Here is an 18,719-nt window from a genome sequence, read left to right on the forward strand (position 1 = left end):
AGGAGAAAAAATTGTGCTAAGGAAATGGAAGATTGCTCTGCTATTGACTCTGGTCGTTGCCATGATCAGCGGCTGCTTCGGCGAGAAGCCGGTGCTTGAGGAGCTGGGGAAGGACGGCAAGGGGAAAATCAAAGTTGTCTATTATAGCGAAGAGGCCTTTTACTCGGAATATGGCAATAGTTTTAACGTGAAATATCCGGATATTGAATTCGAAGTGGTAGATCAGCAAGAAATGCAACGGGAATTGCAGGATAAGGAAGATGCCGATTATCAGGAAGAAATGCAGAAGTTCCTGGACAAGCATAAGCCGGACGTATTGATGATTGATTTGCCGACGATGGAGAAAATGGCCCAGGAAGGGAAGCTCTATAATCTGGATGCCGTCATCGCCCAGGAGAAATTCGATCTGGAAGGCTTTATGCCGGGTCTCATCGATATGATTCGAGCCAGGGGAGGCGGCTCGCTCTACGGATTGGCTCCTAATTTCTACACGAATGTAATCTTCTATAATGCCGGGTTGTTCCGGGAGCATAATATCGAACCGCCGCGCAATAAAATGACGTGGCAGGAGCTGATCGATCTGTCGAGCCGCTTCTCGGGCATCGGTTCGGGCGAGAATCAAATCTATGGCTACTCTGAACGATACGGTTCTCTGGACAGTTTTCTTACCAGCATAGCGCAAGGCTCCTCGCTGCGCCTGTTCGACGCCAAAGGGGAAAAGCTCGTCTTCAATACGGATGGGTGGAAGCAGGCGATGAAGATGGCTTCAGACGCGATCCGGAGCAAGGCGGTCTATACTCAACCCATGGATGAGGGCAATGAACGTATGTATATGGGAGACGACGATCTCTTTTTCAAAGGCAAGGCCGCGATGATTATGAGTGGACCTTGGGTGATTTCCGAATTCAAGAACCGCATGATGTGGGATAAGGAAGCCAAGGAAATCGATTGGGGCATGGTAACCGCGCCTGTCGATCCGGCGAATCCGGATGAATCATCGTATGCGACGCTGCACGAGGTATTTGCTATCGCGGCCGATTCCCCGAACAAGCGGGCGGCATGGGAGTTCGTCAAGTTCGTGAACGGGCCGGAAATGGCCAAGGCGGCTTCCCGCTCTTCGCGGGGAAGTCTGCCGACACGGAACCAGTTCATGAAGGAAATCGACGGCAAAAGCACGGAAGCGTTCTATCTGCTTCGCCCGAAGGCGGAATACGAATCGATGTGGGGCGGACCGAACGTGAAAATCCCGAGCGATTTCTACATGGAATTCTTAAGCCTTCTGGGGAAAGAAATGAAAGCCGTGGTCGACAACAAGAAGACGGTGGAGGAAGCCGCCGCCGCCATCCAGGCCAAAGGAGAGGAAGCGCTGCAAAAGGGCAGAGAAGCGGAGAAAGCGCGCAAAGCGGCCCAAAAGGGCGCAGAAGGCGATAGCGGAAAAGCCGCGGAGGATAACAAAACCGAGGATTCAGGCAGTGCGGAGGCTGGCACATCCGAGGGGATTGACTAGCATAGAGCGCAAGACATAACTTAGGGCCGCTGACACAAGTTGGCGGCCTCTTTTATTTAGTACAGGAGGGGGACTAATTGGGGTGAGGAAATGGAAGCTTGCCTTGCTATTGACTCTGGCCGTTGCCATGCTCAGCGGCTGCTTCGGCGAAAAACCGGTGCTTGACGAGCTGGGGAAGGACGGCAAGGGGAAAATTAAAGTTGTCTATTATGATGAGGAAAACTTTTATCGGCAATACGGCAATTATTTTAATGTGAAATATCCGGATATTGAATTCGAAATCGTGAATCAACAAGAAATGTACCGGGAGCTGCAAGACAAAGAAGATGTCGATTATGAAGAAGAGCGAATGAAGTTTCTGGATAAGCATAAGCCGGACGTATTGATGATCGATTTGGAAATGATGGAGAAGCTGGTCCAGGAAGGCAAGCTGTATAATCTGGATGCCGTTATCGCCCAGGAAAAATTCGATCTGGAAGGGTACATGCCGGGCCTTGTCGACTTGATTCGGGAACGTGGCGGCGGTTCGCTGTATGGACTGGCTCCGTATTTCTATACTAATGTCATTTATTATAATGCCGAGCTGTTCCGGGACCACAACATTGAACCGCCTCGCAACAAAATGAGCTGGCAGGAGGTGCTCGACCTGTCGAGCCGCTTCGCAAGTGTCGGCTCGGGCGAAAATCAAATCTACGGCTACTATCAGCGCTATGGAGGAGGGGCTCAGGAACTGCTGCTCGATGTCGCGAAAGCCTCCTCGCTGCGGTTTTTCGACGCCAAAGGGGAGAAGCTCGTCTTCAATACGGACGGGTGGAAGCAGATGGTGAAGCTGACAACGGACGCGATCCGGAACAAGGGAGTATACACCCAAACGAGGGATGAAGGAGACTCCCGAGGATTTTCGTCAGACGACGATCTCTTTTTCAAAGGCAGGGCCGCGATGATCATGGATGGCCCATGGTTTATATCCCAAATCAAGAACCGTGCCATGTGGGATAAAGAGTCCAGGCCAATCGACTGGGGCATGGTATCCGTGCCTGTCGATCCGGCATCTCCTGACGAGTCTTCGTACGCGAGTCTCAACGAAGTCTATGCCATCGCGGCGGATTCGCCGAACAAGCGGGCGGCGTGGGAGTTCGTCAAATTCGTAAACGGGCCGGAGATGGCCAAGGCAGCCTCCCGTTCGATGGACGGCAACCTTCCGACAAGGAACCAATTCATGAAGGAAATCGACGGCAAAAGCACGGAGGCCTTTTATTCGCTGCGTCCGAAGGCGAAGCACGAATCGATGTGGGGCGGACCGAATGTGGATGTACCATCAAATTTCTACACGGATTTCCGAATGATCCTGAGCAAGGAACTGAAAGCCGTGATAGACAACAAGAAGACAGTGGATGAAGCCGTCGCCGCGATCCAGGCTGAAGGGGAAGCCGCGCTGCAGAAGGGCCGGGAAGCGGAGAAAGCGCGTAAAGAGGCCGAACAGAAAGCGAAAGGGGAGAGCGGTAAAGCAGAAGAAGAGAACCAAACAGAAGGCTAAGGCACTACGAAGGAAGGCTCATCCAAAGGGGATTAACATCGTAGAGTGCAGCACATGACTTTAGGCCGCTGACATAAGTTGGCGGTCTTTTTTGCACACGTTGTAATATGTCTTTCTTTTCATATTAATTTTACAATGATATCTGCCCGGCCTGATCGATATGCTTAGCGGAAAGGGAGACGGTTCGCTGTACGATTGTCACATCTAAGACTTACGGTTCGTTATACCAGGATAGAGAGCGTTGATGGCATGAGGCCAGCAAGAAATCATCTGGCACGGCCGCAAAATCCAGAAAGAGAGGCGAATGACTTTGAGAAGGAAGTGGAGGCATATGACGCTGCTGGCGATCGCCGCTGCGATGCTTAGCGGCTGCTTCGGAGAGAAGCCGGTGCTGGAAGAACCGGGGAAAGAAGGCCCCGGGACGCTGAAAGTGGTTTATGCCGATGAGGAAAGCTTCTACCTGCTGCGGCCGAAGGCCGGGGGCGGTTCCATCTGGGGAGGCTCAAACGTGAACCGACCGGATGAGTTCACTTTTGGCTTCCCGAGTCTGGTGAAAAAGCAATTACACGAAATGGTCGAGAACGGGAAGTCCGCCGAAGCGGCGGCGGCCTCCATCGAGAGCGAGGGCAACGCGCTCCTCGAGCAGGCGCGGGCGGCGCAGAAGGCGAAGGCGAATGCCGGGAAGAAGTAGACCCGATCAAGGCGGGAGCGGATCGCTTCCAGATTCCTTAATAGTTCTTAACATCCCCTATCGATTTGATTAAGATTTCCTTTATTTGGTTGAATGATGCGGGAACCGCCGATATACTTGCTTCTTGTAACGAAAAGGAGGAGAACGGATTGAGAAAGAAATGGAAGGTTGCCATACTGCTGCTTGCTGTGATTTCTTTGCTGGGGGGCTGCTTTGGCGAGAAGCCCGCGCTTGAAGAGCTGGATTCCGAAGGCAAGGGAAAAATTAAAGTGCTCTATTATGACGAGGGCAGCTTTTACAGCGATTACGGGAACAACTTCAATGTGAAGTATCCCAATATCGAGTTCGAGGTCATCAACACGGGCACAATCTATCAGGATATGCAGGAAAACGGGACGAGCTATGAGGAGGAATATCTCAAATTTATCGAGAAACACAAGCCAGATGTCATTATGACGGGTTCGGACAGCTTCGAGAAGCTTGCGCAGGAAGGGAAGCTGTACAATCTGGACACGGTGATCGAGCAGGAGAATTTCGATCTGGACGGATATATGCCCGGGCTCGTCGAGATGCTTCGGGAACGCGGCGGCGGCTCGCTATACGGCTTGGCTCCGTACTTTAGTGCCTCGATCGTCTACTATAACGCCGATCTGTTCCGAGAACATCAGATTGACCCCCCGCGCAATCAGATGAGCTGGAAAGAACTGCTCGAATTGTCGAGCCGCTTCGCGGGCCTCGGTTCCGGGGACGATCGGATTTATGGTTTGTCTGATGAATTCGGCCACGCCGACCGCATGCTTTTTCATGTCGCAAGCAACTCGTCGCTCCGGGTGTTCGACGCGAAGGGGGAGAAGGTCACCTTCAATACGGACGGCTGGAAGGAAGCGATGGAGCTGACAGCCAAGGCGATTCGCGGCAAAGCGGTCTATACGGTGTCTCTGGAGCCGGAAAAAGAAAATACGATGTATTTTTGGCAGACCGAGCAGTTCTTCAAAGGCAAAGTCGCGATGATGTTCGGATCGGGCTGGCTCATCAGCGATCTTCGGAACCGGCCGAAGCATGACAGCGACATCCAAGACATCAATTGGGACTTCGTTACGGCGCCCGTCGATCCGGCTGCGCCGGAGGAATCCGCCTTTACGGTGCTGGATTCTATCTATGCGATCGCGGCCGATTCCCCGAACAAGCGGGCGGCTTGGGAGTTCGTGAAGTTCGTGAACGGCCCGGAAATGGCGAAGGCCGCTTCCCGTTCCTTCCGGGGCCAACTGCCGACAAGAATGGACGCGATGAAAGAAGTGGACGGCAAAAGCACGGAAGCCTTCTATATGCTGCGGCCGAAGGCGTCGGGCGGTTCCGTATGGGGAGGCTCGAACGTGAACCTCCCGGACGGATTCCACATGGCCTTCTCGAACATTATCATTAAGGAATTGAAGGCGATGGTCGAGAACGGCAAGTCTGCGGAGGAAGCCGTGGCCGCCATCGAGACCGAAGGCAATGCGGCCCTCCAGCAGGCGCGAGAGGCGGCTAAAGCGAAGGAGCAGGCCGGGAAGAAATAAGCTGCCGCTTAGCAAAGGCGAATGACAGAAGGAGAGAAGGCGGAGTGACTAACAAGCGGAGGTCCGTCGGCAACTTCTTCTTCACGGATCTGCGAAAACCGTCGATGAAGCGGCCGCCGCCATCGAAAGCGAAGACAATGAAGCGCTGAAGATCGTATCCCGAGCCGGAGCCGAAGCTGCAGACGAAGCCTCCGTCAGCCCGCATAATGCCGATCTATTCGCATCCCCTCTCCGTGTCCGGTATAATAGGCGGTGAGGTGACGAAATATGGAATCTTTATTACATATTGAAAGGTTGACCGGCGGCTACAGTGTCGGCAGACCGGTTCTCCACGATATTAACTTCACGGTCGAAGCCGGGCAGATGATCGGATTGATCGGGCTGAACGGCGCCGGGAAGAGCACGACGATGAAGCATATTCTCGGGCTGCTTGAGCCGCAGTCCGGCAAGGTAACGCTGAAGGGACGTACGCTGGCGGAAGCCCCGGAGCAGTACCGGGCGGCATTGGCGTACGTTCCCGAGACCCCGCTGCTGTATGACGCCTTGACCGTGCGCGAGCATCTGGTCTGGACGGCCACCGCTTATGGGGTGGACAAGGCCCGATTCGAGCAGCGGGTGGCCGAGCTCGCGCAGTTGTTCCAGATGGAGCCGCATCTGGATAAGGCGGCTCAGCATCTATCCAAGGGCATGAAGCAGAAGACGATGCTGATGTGCGCATTTGCGGTTCGCCCTCCGCTCTATATCATTGACGAGCCGTTCCTTGGCCTTGATCCGCTCGGCATCCGTTCGCTGCTTCAATATATGAAGAGCGTCAAGGAAGAAGGGGCGGCGCTGCTCGTCAGCTCGCATATTTTGTCCACGATCGAGCATTATTGCGACGGCTTCGTCCTGCTGCACCAAGGAAGAGTGCTGGGCGCGGGCAGCCGGGAGGAGCTGCGGAAGCAGTGGAGCGGCTACTCCGGCCGGCCTGCCGAAGAACGGCTGGAGGATCTCTTCTATACGTGGGTGACCGACGTGCAGCAGGGGGGCGGTGATCGTCCATGGAACGGATAACCTCCCGGGAAGCGGACGGAACCGCGACGTTCGACGCGGGCCGGTTATGGAGGGAGCGCCGGCAACGGTTCTGGAGGCAAGTGCTCCCTTATTTAGGGTATGTTGCACAGAGCGGCCTGGCCATTGTGCTCGTTTTAGGATTTATAACCGGGACGGCTTTTTACGCCAACTTTTTAGAGCAAATCCCGTCCGGCTTCCCGGTTCGCGAACTGGTGCTGCTTCTGGTCGCGCCGGCGACGGCTTACATGACCTACCGCACGTTCCTCGAGCCGCCGGATCTGGTCTTCCTGCTGCGGGTGGAAGGGCGGTTGGCCGATTACATGAAGCGGAGCATCCGCTACAGTCTCATCCCGAGAATGCTGCTTCCGCTGGGAGTATGGACCGTGCTATGGCCGTTATATCATCGGGCGGACCCGGAGCCGAAGCATTTTGCGATGATGCTGGCCGTCATCATCCTGCTAAAGTGCGTCGCTGCCGTCGGCAGTTGGGGCGAACGGCAGATGAGCGATCCGTCTATTCGAGGAGCGAGCCGGTGGCTGCGCTATGCTTGGGTCTGGGGAGCGACGGCGAGTTGGCTGTGGCTGAGCGTTCCGGCGGCAGCGCTGATTACGGGAGCTGCGGGACTAGGCTATATCGGCTGGACGGTTACCCGGAGCAGGCTCCGTTTTCCATGGGAGCGCCACATCGAGACGGAGCGGGTTCATGCGAGCCGGGTATTTCTGCTTCTCTCGAACTTCGTCGATATCGCCGTCGCGGAAGAGCGCCGTTATATGCGGCCTTGGCTGAAGCGGTTCGGCGACCGCCATGCCTACCAGCCTCAAGCGGCTTACCGCTATTTGTTGGCGAAGACATTCGCCCGCAGCGAGCTGCTGGGCATTCTGATGCGGCTGGTCGTCATCGGCCTGCTCGCTTTATTGTGGGTACGGGATTCCGTCTGGAGTGCAGCGGCCTATGGGCTGCTCCTGCTCGTTATCGGAGCCCAGCTCCATACTTTGTTCACGTATCACCGGCATGACGTTATGGGAAGCATTTATCCGCTGCCGCCTCACGCCCGGCATGAAGCCGCGCTGCGGATGAGCACAGCCATCCATCTAAGCTGCGCCATCGTCCTGCTGATCCCGCTCTGGCTGGGCGCGACGGCCTGGAGCTTCAAGGGAGCCGCCGCGGCGGGCGGATTCGTACTCGTGCTGTTGTTCCGGCTCAAGCGCGCCAAGCGGCGGGCGGACGATGATGAAGCATAAAGACAACAATGAAGGGTATCCAGCGCTTGAGGCCGCAGACACCCTTCTTGCTTCGTGAATTCGGCCGCGGAGGAGCGCCGGCATCTATATCGCATCGGAGCGTCTGTCTGCCGAGGCAGACGCGACCTCCGGCAAGGCATCCGGCTGCAGGGAGCAGGGATCCATCGCGTGCAGCGTGCGGACGAAGCGCAGCGTTCCGGTCTTGGAGCGCAGCACGAGCGAATGGGTCTCCGCGTAATTGCCCGACGTGTTCCGCACTCCTTGCAGCACATCCCCCGGCGTGATCCCGGTCGCCGCGAAGATGACGTCGCCGCGTCCGCACAGATCCTCCGTATGCAGCAGCCGATCGGGCGGATGAACTCCCATCGCGAGGCACCGGTTCCATTCCTCTTCGCCGGCGGGCATCAGACGAGCCTGCATCTCTCCGCCCATGCAGCGCAGAGCGGCTGCGGCCAGCACGCCTTCCGGGGCGCCGCCCGAGCCGACATACAGATCGACGCCGGATTCCGAGAAGGCCGTGGCTAGCGCACCTGCGACATCGCCCGCCTCGAGCAGCTTCAGCCGGACGCCGGCGCGACGCAGGGCGGCGATCTCGGCGGCATGGCGTTCCCGATCGAGAATGGACACCGTCAACTCCGATACATCGCGCCCCAACACGGTGGCTGCCTTCCGCACCGTCCATTCGAGCGGATCATCCAGATGGAGATGGCCTCTGAGCCGCGGGCCGCAGGCCAGCTTGCGCATATACATATCGGGCGCATGGAGCAATTGCCCCCGGTCCGCTATCGCGATGACGGACAACGCTCCGTTCAATCCTTTGGCTACCAATTCCGTGCCTTCGACGGGGTCTACCGCGACATCCGCCTCCGAGCCTTCCCCGGATCCGACCGACTCTCCGATGGCGAGCATCGGCGCCTCGTCCATTTCCCCTTCCCCGATCACGACCGTACCTTGAATCGGAACCGAAGCGAACATGCTGCGCATCATGCGGGTCGCCGCGTCATCCGCCTCATCGGAACGCCCCCGGCCAATCCATTGCGCCGATGCCAGGGCCGCCGCTTCGGTCACGCGAACACATTCCAAACTTAATTGTCGATCCATACTTGTTCACCACTCCTGATTATGACGTATTAAATAATTAAATATTGTGTGTTATTAAATAATATGATATATAATATGGAAAAGCAATCCGTTATTTTGTCCAGTCAAACGAATTGTTGCAAGAATATGATGGATTATGCCGTCATATTTATAGGGTATCAGCCAGAAGCTTCCGCGATTACCGTCATTAATGACACCATAATGCTTCGCGTTCGGATACCCGTCACGATGACTGAGGAGAGGTGGATGTGTGATGGAACAAACCCAATGCAAGCCGTTATTGGGCGCTATTCTATGCAAACAATGCAACCGGTTTATCGCAGAGCAAGATACGGAGCGGGTAACGGTCTATTACATGGACTGCAAATCACATGGCTGTCACGAGGATGCGGCACCGGAAAGAGAGGTACAGCACCTTGAAGTCTAGTGCGCAGCCGGCATGGCATCAGGAAGCGGAATGGAGCGAGGGCGGGCAGGCAACGTATTTTCGCCTCATCCGCCGGACCGGTTCCGCGTGGGGACACATATGGGAAGAAGACAGATTAGGGCAGAGAGCCGCGTTCAGCCGCACGGTCATGCGCTGCTGGAAGCGTTCAGACATTCCGGTTGCGCTCAGCCGGGAAGCCGCCCACATCTTGCTCACCGCGGGCGCGGAGCCGCTCTTGACGCCGGAACGAATCCGGCTGGTGAGGGAGATGCTGCAGTCGGCCACTGCGACGGAGAGAGACGCCGCTCTTCACAAGCTGGTTCCGTTCATGACGTCGGAATATGAGTCCTTCATCAAGGCGGCCTCATCATCCCGCCCCGTGCATCTATATATCGTTCTGGCGGATGCCCGCTTGAAGGAAGCGCTGCCGAGCCTGACGGATATCGAGCAGCGGATGGAAGTGCTGCAGCGTCTGGCCGCAGAATCGGAAGGGCGCAGCCTTGATAAGCTGAATCAGCAGTGGTTCGTGCTGCGCCGCTGGAAGGAATGGCTTCTCGCGGACGAGGACCGGAAGCCGGCGTTCATCTCGGATGCCGTGCCGGATTGGATAGATATGCAGGCGGAGGCGCTGTTCCGGGCGGTCGATCGCTGCTACCGGACCGGCAGCAAAGCTCATGTCACCGTCATGCTCCCCTATCACCCGGAGGCATGGGAGAAGCATGTCCGTATGGCCCGGTCTGCCGCCGAGCAGATTATGGGCGAGACGGCCAAGCGAAGCGGTCCGTTAGTCGGCCTCTGGATTACGGGCGATGAAGCGGGGGTAGATGAAGATGAGCGGATTGCGGATGCGGATATCGTATGGAGATGTTCATTCTCCCCTTATTAAGCATGGAGACGATCTTCCTGCCCGGCAGCGAAGATCGTCTCTTCTGTTGGGCATTGATGGAAGCCGCCGAATTGCAGTACAATGTAGGGACTGAAGATGCGCATGAACATGAATCATGTCGAAGGAAAAGGGGGGATGCGCCATTCAACTTACGCCGCGCCAATCAGAAATCGTACAGCTCGTGCAGCGGTCCGCGCCGATTACCGGCGAGCAGATCGCCGAGCAGCTCGGGATCAGCCGGCCGACGATTCGATCCGATCTTTCCGTGCTTGTCATGCTGGGGTATTTGGATGCCAAGCCGAAGGTCGGTTATTTCCCGGGAAACATTACGGCAGGCGCTCCTAGCGAGCCACTGAACATTCGAGTACAGGACGTACAGAGCATGCCCATCATCGTCCGGGACACTTCCACTGTTCATGATGCCGTGGTCACGTTATTTTTGGAGAATGTAGGAAGCCTGATTGTAGCTGATGAGGAGGGGATGCTGCTTGGCGTCGTCTCGAGAAAAGACTTGTTGAAGGTAACGCTCGGCAATGCGGTGGCGGGCACAATGCCGGTCAGCTTCGTGATGACGCGCACGCCGCTGATTACCGTGAAGCCGGAGGATTCGATTATCGAGGCCGCCAAAAAGCTGGACGAGCATGATATCGATACGCTGCCCGTCGTTGTACAGCGCGGAGATGCGGCCAACGACAAATGGGAGGTCGTAGGACGGATATCCAAGACGACGATCCTGAAAGTATTTCTTCGCCAGGTGAAGGGCAGGTAAAGGAAGGGAAGGGGAAGCGCAAGCATGGGAGAATCGAGCCAACAATCTCCATACATTGTGACGGTATGCTCCGATTCGCTGGGAGATACCGCTGAATCCGTCGTACGGGCGGCCGCACGGCAATTCCATGGACAGGAAATTGTGATTCAACGGAAGAGCCATGTGAAGCAAGAGGACGAAATCAGAGCGTTGATGGAGCAGGTGAGCCGCGAAGGCGGCTTCGTCGCCTATACGCTGGTGCAGCCCGAGCTTCGGGAAATGATGAAAGAAGAGGCGATTCGGCTCGGCGTGCGAGCGGTCGATATTATGGGGCCGATGATGCAAGCATTCATCGATACGTTCAATGACTCTCCGAAGCGTCAGCCCGGACTGCTTCATACGATGGATGACGATTATTTTCGCCGCATGGAGGCCATCGAATTCACGGTCAAATGCGATGACGGGAAGGATACGACGGCGATTGCCGAAGCGGATATCGTGCTGATCGGCCCTTCCCGCACCTCGAAGACGCCGTTGAGCGTCTTTTTGAGCCACAAGGGTTACAAAGTCGCCAATATTCCGTTATCGCCGGAAGTGAAGCCGCCGCAGGAAATTTACCGAATGCCCGGCGAGCGCATCTTCATGCTGACGATGCCGGCTGAGCGGCTGCTTCGCATCCGGGAAGAGAGGCTGAAGAATCTGGGCCTTCCGCATAGCTCTATGTATTGCTCCGCCGAGCGGATACAGGAGGAGCTGGATTATGCGGCCATGCTGGCCGACAAATGGAATTGCCATGTTTTCGATGTATCCGACAAAGCGATAGAAGAGACGGCGAACGCCATTATCCGGCTTCTTCCGTCTTCATAACGGAAGGGGTTGTCTCATACGTAGTTTTCGCTACCGTGAGACAGCCCCTTCCTGCTTCTTACCGCCCGGCTTGCCGAAAAACTGTAAAAATGCAGTTTTCCCTGATGACGGTTATTCTGTTACAGGAAATTCTGCACAAAACTGCATCAATTTCAGCATCCCAAGGTGGATTGCAAGCTAAAATAGGCGAAAAGGATCGCTTTTGCAGGAATTGCATCAGAGAGCGGCTGAAATAGCGTAAATTCCTGTCTAACTGCAGGATTTCGCTGCCTCATCCATCTTCCGCCGCTTGGCCCTCAAGGTAGCCGGTTCTCACTCCTCTTCCACGACGACTGCTTCGGCAGCCAGGGCGTGGATAAGCGCCTGGGTCTCGCAGGCTTCCCGGCCATCGGTAAGGGGCCGGCCGCCGTGGGTGATGCAGCCGATAAAGTGCAGAACCGCATCCTCGAAGCCTCTAATCTTCCCCACGGAAGTCCAGGATCCCGCAGACTCGATGCGGCTGGCTCCGTTCTCCTCTACGGTCAATTCGGACAGATTGCGCACCCGGTGAGTGGACACGGGTCCGATCCGTTCGACCAGCTCCACATCAATGCCAGCCTGGCGGTGCATGGCTGCGAATAGGGACGGGCCTTTGCCGGCGGCGGGCGCGAACAGATGGTGAACATCAAGCAAATGCCCCGATCCAGGAGGCTTGCGCGGCCTCTGATGCCAGCGCTTCATAGCGCGGGGCGAACCTGCGGTTGAAGCCGACCATCAACGTGCGTCCCAGTTTCTTGTTCAGCTCCGCCAATGCCTCCGCCTGCTCCAGCGTGGCGGCAAGCGGCTTGTCGACATAGACATCAATGCCGCGCCGGAGCAGCTCCGCGACAATCTCGTAATGGGAAGCCGTCGAGCTGTGAACGAACATGGCGTCGCACTCTTCGGCGAGGCGTCCGAAGCTCGCATACGGCGCGATTCGATGCTGGGCGCATACGGTGAGGCGCTTCGCTTCGTTCGGCGTGTACGCGCCGACGAGCGTCCATTCCTCGGCGCGGCTGAGCACCGGCAAATAGGCCTTCTGCGCAATGCTTCCCAAGCCGACGATGCCAATCCGGGGCACTCTCATCTTGATGCTCCTCCCTTTTATGCCAAAGCCGGCAGCATATCGGCTGCCGGCTTCTTCGTCATCTGCGCAGATCGCGCAGCTTTTATTGGCTAATATCAAGCACGCCTTGATAAATGGTGTCGAACAGCTTCTCGAGATCCGCTTCCTCGATGCAAGAGAAGGCAACCCGCAGGTCGGTGTCGCCCAGCGCGATCGTTCCGACGCCATATGCGTCCAGCAAATGGGTGCGAAGCTGCTCCGCAGGCACGGTGTTCAGCTTGAGGCACATGAAGTATCCGGAGTTGAACGGATAGTAGCTCCATACATCCCCGTATTTCCCGCTGTCGAGCAGCGCTTTGACCTTGTTGGCCCGCGCCTTCATGATGCGGTACTTCTCCTGCTTCTGCGCTTCGAACTCCGGTGATTGCAGGGCATGGAGGACGAACGTCTGGGAAGGATGGGGACCGCTGGAAATGGTCGCGCGAATGATGCCCATCGTCTTCTGCTCCAACGCCGCGAGGAGCGCTTCCGATTCTGCCGCATAGGTAATGAACCCGACACGGAAGCCCCATACATACTCTTCCTTGGTCGCTCCATCCACCTTGACCGGCAGCACGTTCGGATGCAGGGAAGCGAGAGACGAGAAGAGGGACTCATGCATCGAATCCTCGAAGAACAAGCCGAAATAAGCGTCATCCGTGACGACAACGAGGCGCATGCCTGCTTCTGCCGCTTCAAGAATGGCCTTGACGATCGCTTGGCCCTCTTCCCGGCCCGGCGTATATCCGGTCGGATTGTTCGGGAAGTTCAGCACGACGATAGCTTTGCCCTTGTCGCAATGGGCGAACAGGGCATCCCGAAGTCCGGCGCTATTGAACTTCCAGTTGTCGTCGTACAGCGGATAGTAGACCATCTCGGCTCCGCGGCGGATGCTGAAGGTCAACTCGTAGTTCTCCCAGTTTTTATCCGGCATAATGACCACATCGCCTTCCTCGGCGAACAAATCGGCGACAATGCTCAACCCGTGCGTCAACGCATTGGTCGCGATCGGCATGCTGATATGCTTGTCAGCAAGAGAAGGATTCTCCTTGATCATCTTTTCTTTCCACAGCTTGCGCAGCTCCGGCTTGCCGGCCGGCGGCGCATACGGATAGATATCCTTCGGGTTGTAGGCCGACAGCGTCTCCTGGATGACGTCCAGGTGCATCGGGATGCCGCCTTCCGTCGCGATGCCAATCGTCGCGTTGAATTGCTTCGCCTTGCTCCCCGCTTCTGCGGATTGGCTTAATATGCCTTCCTTCGGGAAATAGATCTGGCGGCCGAGGCGCGAAAGCATGGCGTGAATGTTCGGGTTGTCTCTTTGAATCGTGTCATTCAATTGCTGAGCCAGTGGGTTCATTTCGTCCATCCTTCCAACATCATTCTAAATTGATTTTTCCTATTATATCATCAAATTTCCGCTTTCGTCACGGTTTGGGACGAAGATATCCGAATCAAGACGGAAGATTCGGGGCCGGCATGATTGTGTTCACGAAGCGATTTGTAGTAGAATAGTGCAAATGATAAAGGCGTTGAATGAGGTGCCGTAATAGTTAACTACGATAGAGAATTCCCGAATGGAATCCGGGAAGGAGGGAGGAACCATCCGTGTTGAACGCCGAACCGAACCGATACGTCATCAAGCCGGCCTGCGCGAAGATTACATGCGAGCCGAACTGGAAATGGCATAAGCGCGAGAAGGCGATGCCGAATTATGATCTCTTTTATGTGTGGAACGGAGAAGGAGAACTGCAGTTGAATGATGTATCGTATCATCTCAGCAAAGGCAGCTGCTTCCTCTTCCGGCCGGGCGACAATACGGTCGCTTCCCATAATGCGCAGAAGCCGCTGACCCTGACGTACATCCATTTTGACGTGGAAGGTCCCGTGGACGAGATACCCGAGCCATACCGCGTTCTGGAGGAGACCGTCGATTTTGAGCATCTGCTGGCCCGTTACGTCCGCTTGTTCCTGTCCCGCTCCTACGGGGCGGAGGAAGAGGCGAAGCTGGTCCTCAAGCAGCTGATGATTCACCTGCTTCGCATCGATCGCGAAGGAACCGGAGAACGGAAGACAAGCTATCATCTGTCCGAGGCGATTCATGAGATTGCCAACTATATCCGGCAAAATCCGGGGGCCAATCACCGCATTCAAGATTTGGCGCAGCGCGCCCAATTGTCGCCGCGTTATTTCTCGGTCAAATTCAAAGAGCTGATCGGTACCTCAGTGCAAACGTATATTATTAGATCCCGCATTGAACGGGCAGAGCATCTGCTGCATCATGCAGGGATGAATGTAACGGAAGTGGCGGATGCGCTCGGATACCGGGATATCTTCTTTTTCAGCAGGCAGTTCAAGCAGTACACAGGGCGAAGCCCTTCCGAAATACGCTGACGAAAATAAAAAAGGCCGCTTATCGCGAACGTTCCTTCGTTCATCGATAAGCGGCCTTTCTTCGGCTGCAGGGCATTTCAAGCTTCTCCTGTTCGCGGGCTGGTCCCTGCGTCCTGCAGCCGGCCCAAGCCTTCTCCCATCTTCACGGCGGATCCGACAGCCAAGTCGCTCCGCGGCTCGAACGTGCCGTTCTCCGTCAATAGAACAACGGTCGAGCCGAAAGCGAAGTAGGCAAGTTCCTGCCCCCGCTCGTACGCGGGAAGCGGCGCTCCGTCCGTATAGTGGATGCTGCTTACGTTCAACGCTCCGACCTTCACGACCGACACTTCGCCATGCGCATGGCGAAGATACGTAATCAACCGCTCGTTGCGGCTCAGCACGCGGGGCATGTGGCGCAGACCGAAGTCATTGACGGGGTATACCCGGCCCGGCACGTGCTCGCTCTCTACCAGCTTGCCGGTGACCGGCGAATGAATGCGATGGTAGTCAGTCGGGCTCAGATAGAGCACGAAGTAGTAGCCATGCATATATTTCTGCTGGTAAGGCGAACGGTGCAGCAGCTCGTCCAACGTATAATCCTGCCCCTTGACGTTCAGGATCGTGCCCTGCCGGATCGGCCCCATCCCGGTAATCAGCGCGTCCACCGGGCTAAGCAAAATATCCTCGCCGGCCGCAAGCGGCCGCATCCCCGGCTTCAGGCGGCGGGTGAAAAATTCGTTCAGCGTCCGGTATTCAGACATCGGCTTCTCCGCCTCGTCTACTTGTATGTTATAGGCCTTGGCAAAGGAAGGAATCCATCGGCGGCTCCATCCCGAGCTTGCCGCGCGCCCGGCTGTACGCGAGACCCATTTGCGCGAAGACAATTCGGTCAGCAGGCGCATCCATCGTTTCTTCATGATTGTTCATCACCTAGTGGCAGGTGCCCATTCTCCACGGAGCGGGACAGGCGTCCTGTATATTTGTATTCCGCAGAAGAGAGCGCAAACCGCTCTTCTGTGGACTATCTTGACACAGAACGCCTGTTTTTTCAATATGATAATCCATACGCTGCCGTCTGGCTAGCTCCGCAGGAAAGAAGCTCCGTAAGCGATGGGATTGCAATAAGTGGCCTCCCAGATATCGTGCAGCCCGGCCTCGCGGAAGCTGTAGCGTTGATCGCGCCCGTTGCATTCAATGAATAACGGCTTGCCGTCGGACGTCAACCCGATATCGAGTCCGACATCGGCCAGATGGCTCAAGCTGCGGGAAAGGCGGTTCACGATATGCAGAGAGAATGCGCTGACGCGCTCCACCACCTCCGCGACGGAGTAATGCGGTAAAGCGGCGGCAACCAGCTCTTCGAGCCGATGCACCGTCCCTCCCTGCGCAACGTTGGTAACGAAGGTATGCCGAGGCGCGACCCGGCCGACGATGCCGGTGATTTGCCACGCTCTGCTTCCGTCGCGTTGGACAGAGACCCGCAAATCAAAGGGACGATCGTGGTACTGGGCGAGCGGAAGCAGCTCCTGTACAAGATAGGGAGTCCGCCGCAGTTGGGCAATCACGAATCGCGGCAGCCTGCCGCCCGGGAGATTCGCCTTCCGCCACTTTCTCGCTCCGCTGGCTGTTCGTCTGGAGTAGACGATGGTCCAGCCGGTGCTGCTGCGCTCCAGCTTCATAATGCCGCGTCCGACACTGTTGTTGTCCGGCTTCAGCACGACTCCGCCGCAGTTGTCCATCATGGCCGCGACGGTGCCCGGCCGGGCAGGGGCCGTAATCGGCAAATGAGGAACGAGTGCGGGATCTTGCTGGAGCAGAACGTGGAGCTTCCATTTTCCGTACCGATTCACCTGATTGAAAATAACCGTGCCGCGGTTCACCATCGACTGGACTCGTGCATGCGCCCCGGCACGGAAATAGATCGCCCGGTTATGAATGACGGACGGGACGGGGATGCGCCGTCTCGCGTAGCCCGTACCGTCTCTTATATACGCGACGGCCTCCATCTGCCTCACATTCACATCTTCCACGCGCATGAAGCAGGGAATGACGCCGTGGCGCCTCCCGGCTTCCTCGTAGAAGGCAATGGCTTCACGCCCTGTCTTATTCCGCAGCAATCCCCGCAGCATGTTCGAATTGAACAGGATGCCGATGCGGTTGTCTGCCATGGAAGCACCTCCTCTGAACTACTGGTCCACTGACTGTCGCTGCTGTATTGTATGAACGCCCCTTCGGACGCGCATGGACGAGTGCAGACGGATGTTAGTCCAAATTACGGTTCCAGCTTGACCGGCGGCGGCTGGCAGACCTGTCCTGCCGCAAGCCGACATATCCGGCAATGCAATTAGAAAGGAGAAAGCTTATGCCCAAGGTTGCGATCCTAACGCCAGGATCTTATCCCTATCCGTCAGGTTCCAGCAGCTCGGTGGAGCGAGTCGTCGAGAATGTCACCGGTCTCGTATCGTCTCGTGCGGACATTCGCGTGTACGGCCGGAGATGGCCGGGGCAGGCCGAGTCGGAATGGGCGGGCGGCGTCAAAGTCGAACGGGTCGGACCGGTTCCCTTGCGGTTGTATGTGAATGAAGCGATGCCGTGCCTAGCTCAGTTCCAACCCGATATTATCCAGATCGAGAACCGCCCCCGCTACCTTCCAATCATAAAGCGGCATTTTCCGCATGCGAACATCTGGCTCCAGCTTCATTCCACCACCTTCATGCATAGACAGGCAATCTCGCCAGCCGGGCTTCGAAGGGCGCTGTCATCCGCCGATCGGATATTTGTGAACAGCCGCTATTTGGAAAGGCAGGTGATACGGGCATGTCCGGGTTGTCTGGAGAAGACGGCCATCAACTTGCTCGGGGTGGACGCCGAGCGCTTCCCTTCACGCTGGACCGAAGAAGGGATCCAACGTTACGTGGAAGGGAAACGGGCGCGCGGTTGGGAGGAGCGGGACATTGTGCTGTATGTCGGCCGCCTTATTCCGCAAAAAGGCGTCTGGGAGCTGCTGCAGGCTGTGCCGCGGGTCATCCGCGAGCATCCGCGGGCGCTGTTCGTCATTGTCGGAGGGGCTTCTTACGGATTGAACTGGAAGACGGCGTACGTGCGCCGTCTGGAACGATTCGCGCGTAAGTACCCGCATCATATCCGGATGGTGCCTTTTGTCCCGCATGAGGAAATTCCGGCCTGGTACGCGATGGCCGACCTTCTTGCCGTCCCGTCGCTCCGTCGGGAAGCGTTCGGTCTGGTCAATCTGGAGGCGATGGCTTCGGGAGTCCCGGTCGTCGCATCCCGGGTGGGGGGGATTCAAGAAATCGTCCGCGACGGAGAGACCGGGCTGCTCGTCACGCCGCACCGTCTGCCTGTTCGGTTGGCGTCGGCCTTCGTCCGGCTCTTGCGGGATCGGGAAGCGCTGCGGCGGATGGGAGAGGCCGCTGACCGGCATGTGCGCAGCACGTTCACCTGGGAGCAGACGGCGGAGCGCTGGGCCGCCTTCATAGACCGCTTCGGCTGAAGCGGGCCCTGCTCGTGGAACCGCTGGGGGATACTGTCCGTTCCTTGACATCTCATTCTCTCTATATAGGCGAGTGACGATATGGGTCTATGACGCAT

Annotated in this window: 16 protein-coding genes and 1 pseudogene; 12 read left to right on the forward strand and 5 right to left on the reverse strand. The window is 56.8% G+C overall.

Annotated elements, in window-relative coordinates; translation table 11 throughout:
- Positions 1-13 precede the first annotated feature (13 nt).
- The 6 genes from OCY70_RS02400 to OCY70_RS02425 all read left to right on the forward strand — a co-directional run bounded on the left by OCY70_RS02400 (position 14) and on the right by OCY70_RS02425 (position 7,585).
- The gene (locus OCY70_RS02400) at positions 14-1,507 is read left to right on the forward strand and encodes an ABC transporter substrate-binding protein (RefSeq protein WP_213426159.1); all 1,494 of its coding nucleotides are present in this window, start codon (positions 14-16) and stop codon (positions 1,505-1,507) included.
- Between the two features lie 127 nt (positions 1,508-1,634).
- On the forward strand, positions 1,635-3,044 hold the full coding sequence (locus OCY70_RS02405; RefSeq protein ID WP_261944645.1) for an ABC transporter substrate-binding protein: 1,410 nt from the start codon (positions 1,635-1,637) through the stop codon (positions 3,042-3,044).
- 331 nt (positions 3,045-3,375) lie between these two features.
- A complete protein-coding gene (locus tag OCY70_RS02410) occupies positions 3,376-3,735 on the forward strand; it encodes a hypothetical protein (RefSeq protein ID WP_249724428.1) in 360 nt (119 codons plus the stop codon).
- Positions 3,736-3,884: 149 nt separating this feature from the next.
- Positions 3,885-5,291 (forward strand): ABC transporter substrate-binding protein, encoded by a 1,407-nt coding sequence (locus OCY70_RS02415; protein ID WP_213426160.1) that lies wholly within the window; start codon positions 3,885-3,887, stop codon positions 5,289-5,291.
- A gap of 267 nt (positions 5,292-5,558) precedes the next feature.
- Positions 5,559-6,344 (forward strand): ABC transporter ATP-binding protein, encoded by a 786-nt coding sequence (locus tag OCY70_RS02420; RefSeq protein WP_213426161.1) that lies wholly within the window; start codon positions 5,559-5,561, stop codon positions 6,342-6,344.
- Complete coding sequence (locus tag OCY70_RS02425; RefSeq protein ID WP_261944562.1) at positions 6,332-7,585, forward strand: ABC transporter permease; 1,254 nt, start codon at positions 6,332-6,334, stop codon at positions 7,583-7,585. Before OCY70_RS02420 ends, OCY70_RS02425 begins: the two co-directional genes overlap by 13 nt.
- An 84-nt stretch (positions 7,586-7,669) precedes the next feature.
- Here OCY70_RS02425 and glpX read toward each other — a convergent pair whose 3' ends face one another.
- Positions 7,670-8,686, reverse strand: coding sequence for a class II fructose-bisphosphatase (glpX, locus tag OCY70_RS02430; RefSeq protein WP_213426163.1), 1,017 nt, complete (start codon positions 8,684-8,686; stop codon positions 7,670-7,672).
- Positions 8,687-8,939: 253 nt separating this feature from the next.
- Here glpX and OCY70_RS02435 point away from each other — a divergent pair, with 253 nt between their 5' ends.
- From OCY70_RS02435 to OCY70_RS02450, 4 genes are all read left to right on the forward strand, one after another.
- A complete protein-coding gene (locus OCY70_RS02435; protein ID WP_197258928.1) occupies positions 8,940-9,113 on the forward strand; it encodes a GapA-binding peptide SR1P in 174 nt (57 codons plus the stop codon).
- On the forward strand, positions 9,103-9,999 hold the full coding sequence (locus tag OCY70_RS02440; protein ID WP_213426164.1) for a phosphoenolpyruvate protein kinase: 897 nt from the start codon (positions 9,103-9,105) through the stop codon (positions 9,997-9,999). Before OCY70_RS02435 ends, OCY70_RS02440 begins: the two co-directional genes overlap by 11 nt.
- A 115-nt stretch (positions 10,000-10,114) precedes the next feature.
- Positions 10,115-10,768 (forward strand): helix-turn-helix transcriptional regulator, encoded by a 654-nt coding sequence (locus OCY70_RS02445; RefSeq protein WP_213426165.1) that lies wholly within the window; start codon positions 10,115-10,117, stop codon positions 10,766-10,768.
- A 24-nt stretch (positions 10,769-10,792) separates the two neighbouring features.
- Complete coding sequence (locus OCY70_RS02450) at positions 10,793-11,614, forward strand: pyruvate, water dikinase regulatory protein (protein ID WP_213426166.1); 822 nt, start codon at positions 10,793-10,795, stop codon at positions 11,612-11,614.
- A 312-nt stretch (positions 11,615-11,926) separates the two neighbouring features.
- On the opposite strand, the pseudogene OCY70_RS02455 reads toward OCY70_RS02450, so the two are convergent.
- Both OCY70_RS02455 and OCY70_RS02460 read right to left on the reverse strand, forming a co-directional pair.
- Positions 11,927-12,719, reverse strand: a pseudogene (locus OCY70_RS02455) (Gfo/Idh/MocA family protein).
- An 82-nt stretch (positions 12,720-12,801) separates the two neighbouring features.
- Complete coding sequence (locus tag OCY70_RS02460; RefSeq protein WP_213426167.1) at positions 12,802-14,097, reverse strand: aminotransferase class I/II-fold pyridoxal phosphate-dependent enzyme; 1,296 nt, start codon at positions 14,095-14,097, stop codon at positions 12,802-12,804.
- A gap of 248 nt (positions 14,098-14,345) precedes the next feature.
- Between OCY70_RS02460 and OCY70_RS02465 the strand changes: the two genes are divergently transcribed.
- Positions 14,346-15,131: a helix-turn-helix domain-containing protein gene (locus OCY70_RS02465; RefSeq protein ID WP_213426168.1), complete on the forward strand. Its 786-nt coding sequence runs from the start codon at positions 14,346-14,348 to the stop codon at positions 15,129-15,131.
- Between the two features lie 77 nt (positions 15,132-15,208).
- Here OCY70_RS02465 and asd read toward each other — a convergent pair whose 3' ends face one another.
- Both asd and OCY70_RS02475 read right to left on the reverse strand, forming a co-directional pair.
- Positions 15,209-16,027 (reverse strand): archaetidylserine decarboxylase, encoded by an 819-nt coding sequence (gene asd / locus OCY70_RS02470; RefSeq protein WP_213426169.1) that lies wholly within the window; start codon positions 16,025-16,027, stop codon positions 15,209-15,211.
- A gap of 162 nt (positions 16,028-16,189) precedes the next feature.
- A complete protein-coding gene (locus OCY70_RS02475) occupies positions 16,190-17,278 on the reverse strand; it encodes a YheC/YheD family endospore coat-associated protein (protein ID WP_213426170.1) in 1,089 nt (362 codons plus the stop codon).
- A 194-nt stretch (positions 17,279-17,472) separates the two neighbouring features.
- Here OCY70_RS02475 and OCY70_RS02480 point away from each other — a divergent pair, with 194 nt between their 5' ends.
- On the forward strand, positions 17,473-18,621 hold the full coding sequence (locus OCY70_RS02480) for a glycosyltransferase family 4 protein (RefSeq protein ID WP_213426171.1): 1,149 nt from the start codon (positions 17,473-17,475) through the stop codon (positions 18,619-18,621).
- Positions 18,622-18,719 lie beyond the last annotated feature (98 nt).

The organism is Paenibacillus melissococcoides (genome assembly GCA_944800085.1).
GTDB classification, from domain to species: Bacteria; Bacillota; Bacilli; order Paenibacillales; family Paenibacillaceae; genus Paenibacillus_B; species Paenibacillus_B melissococcoides.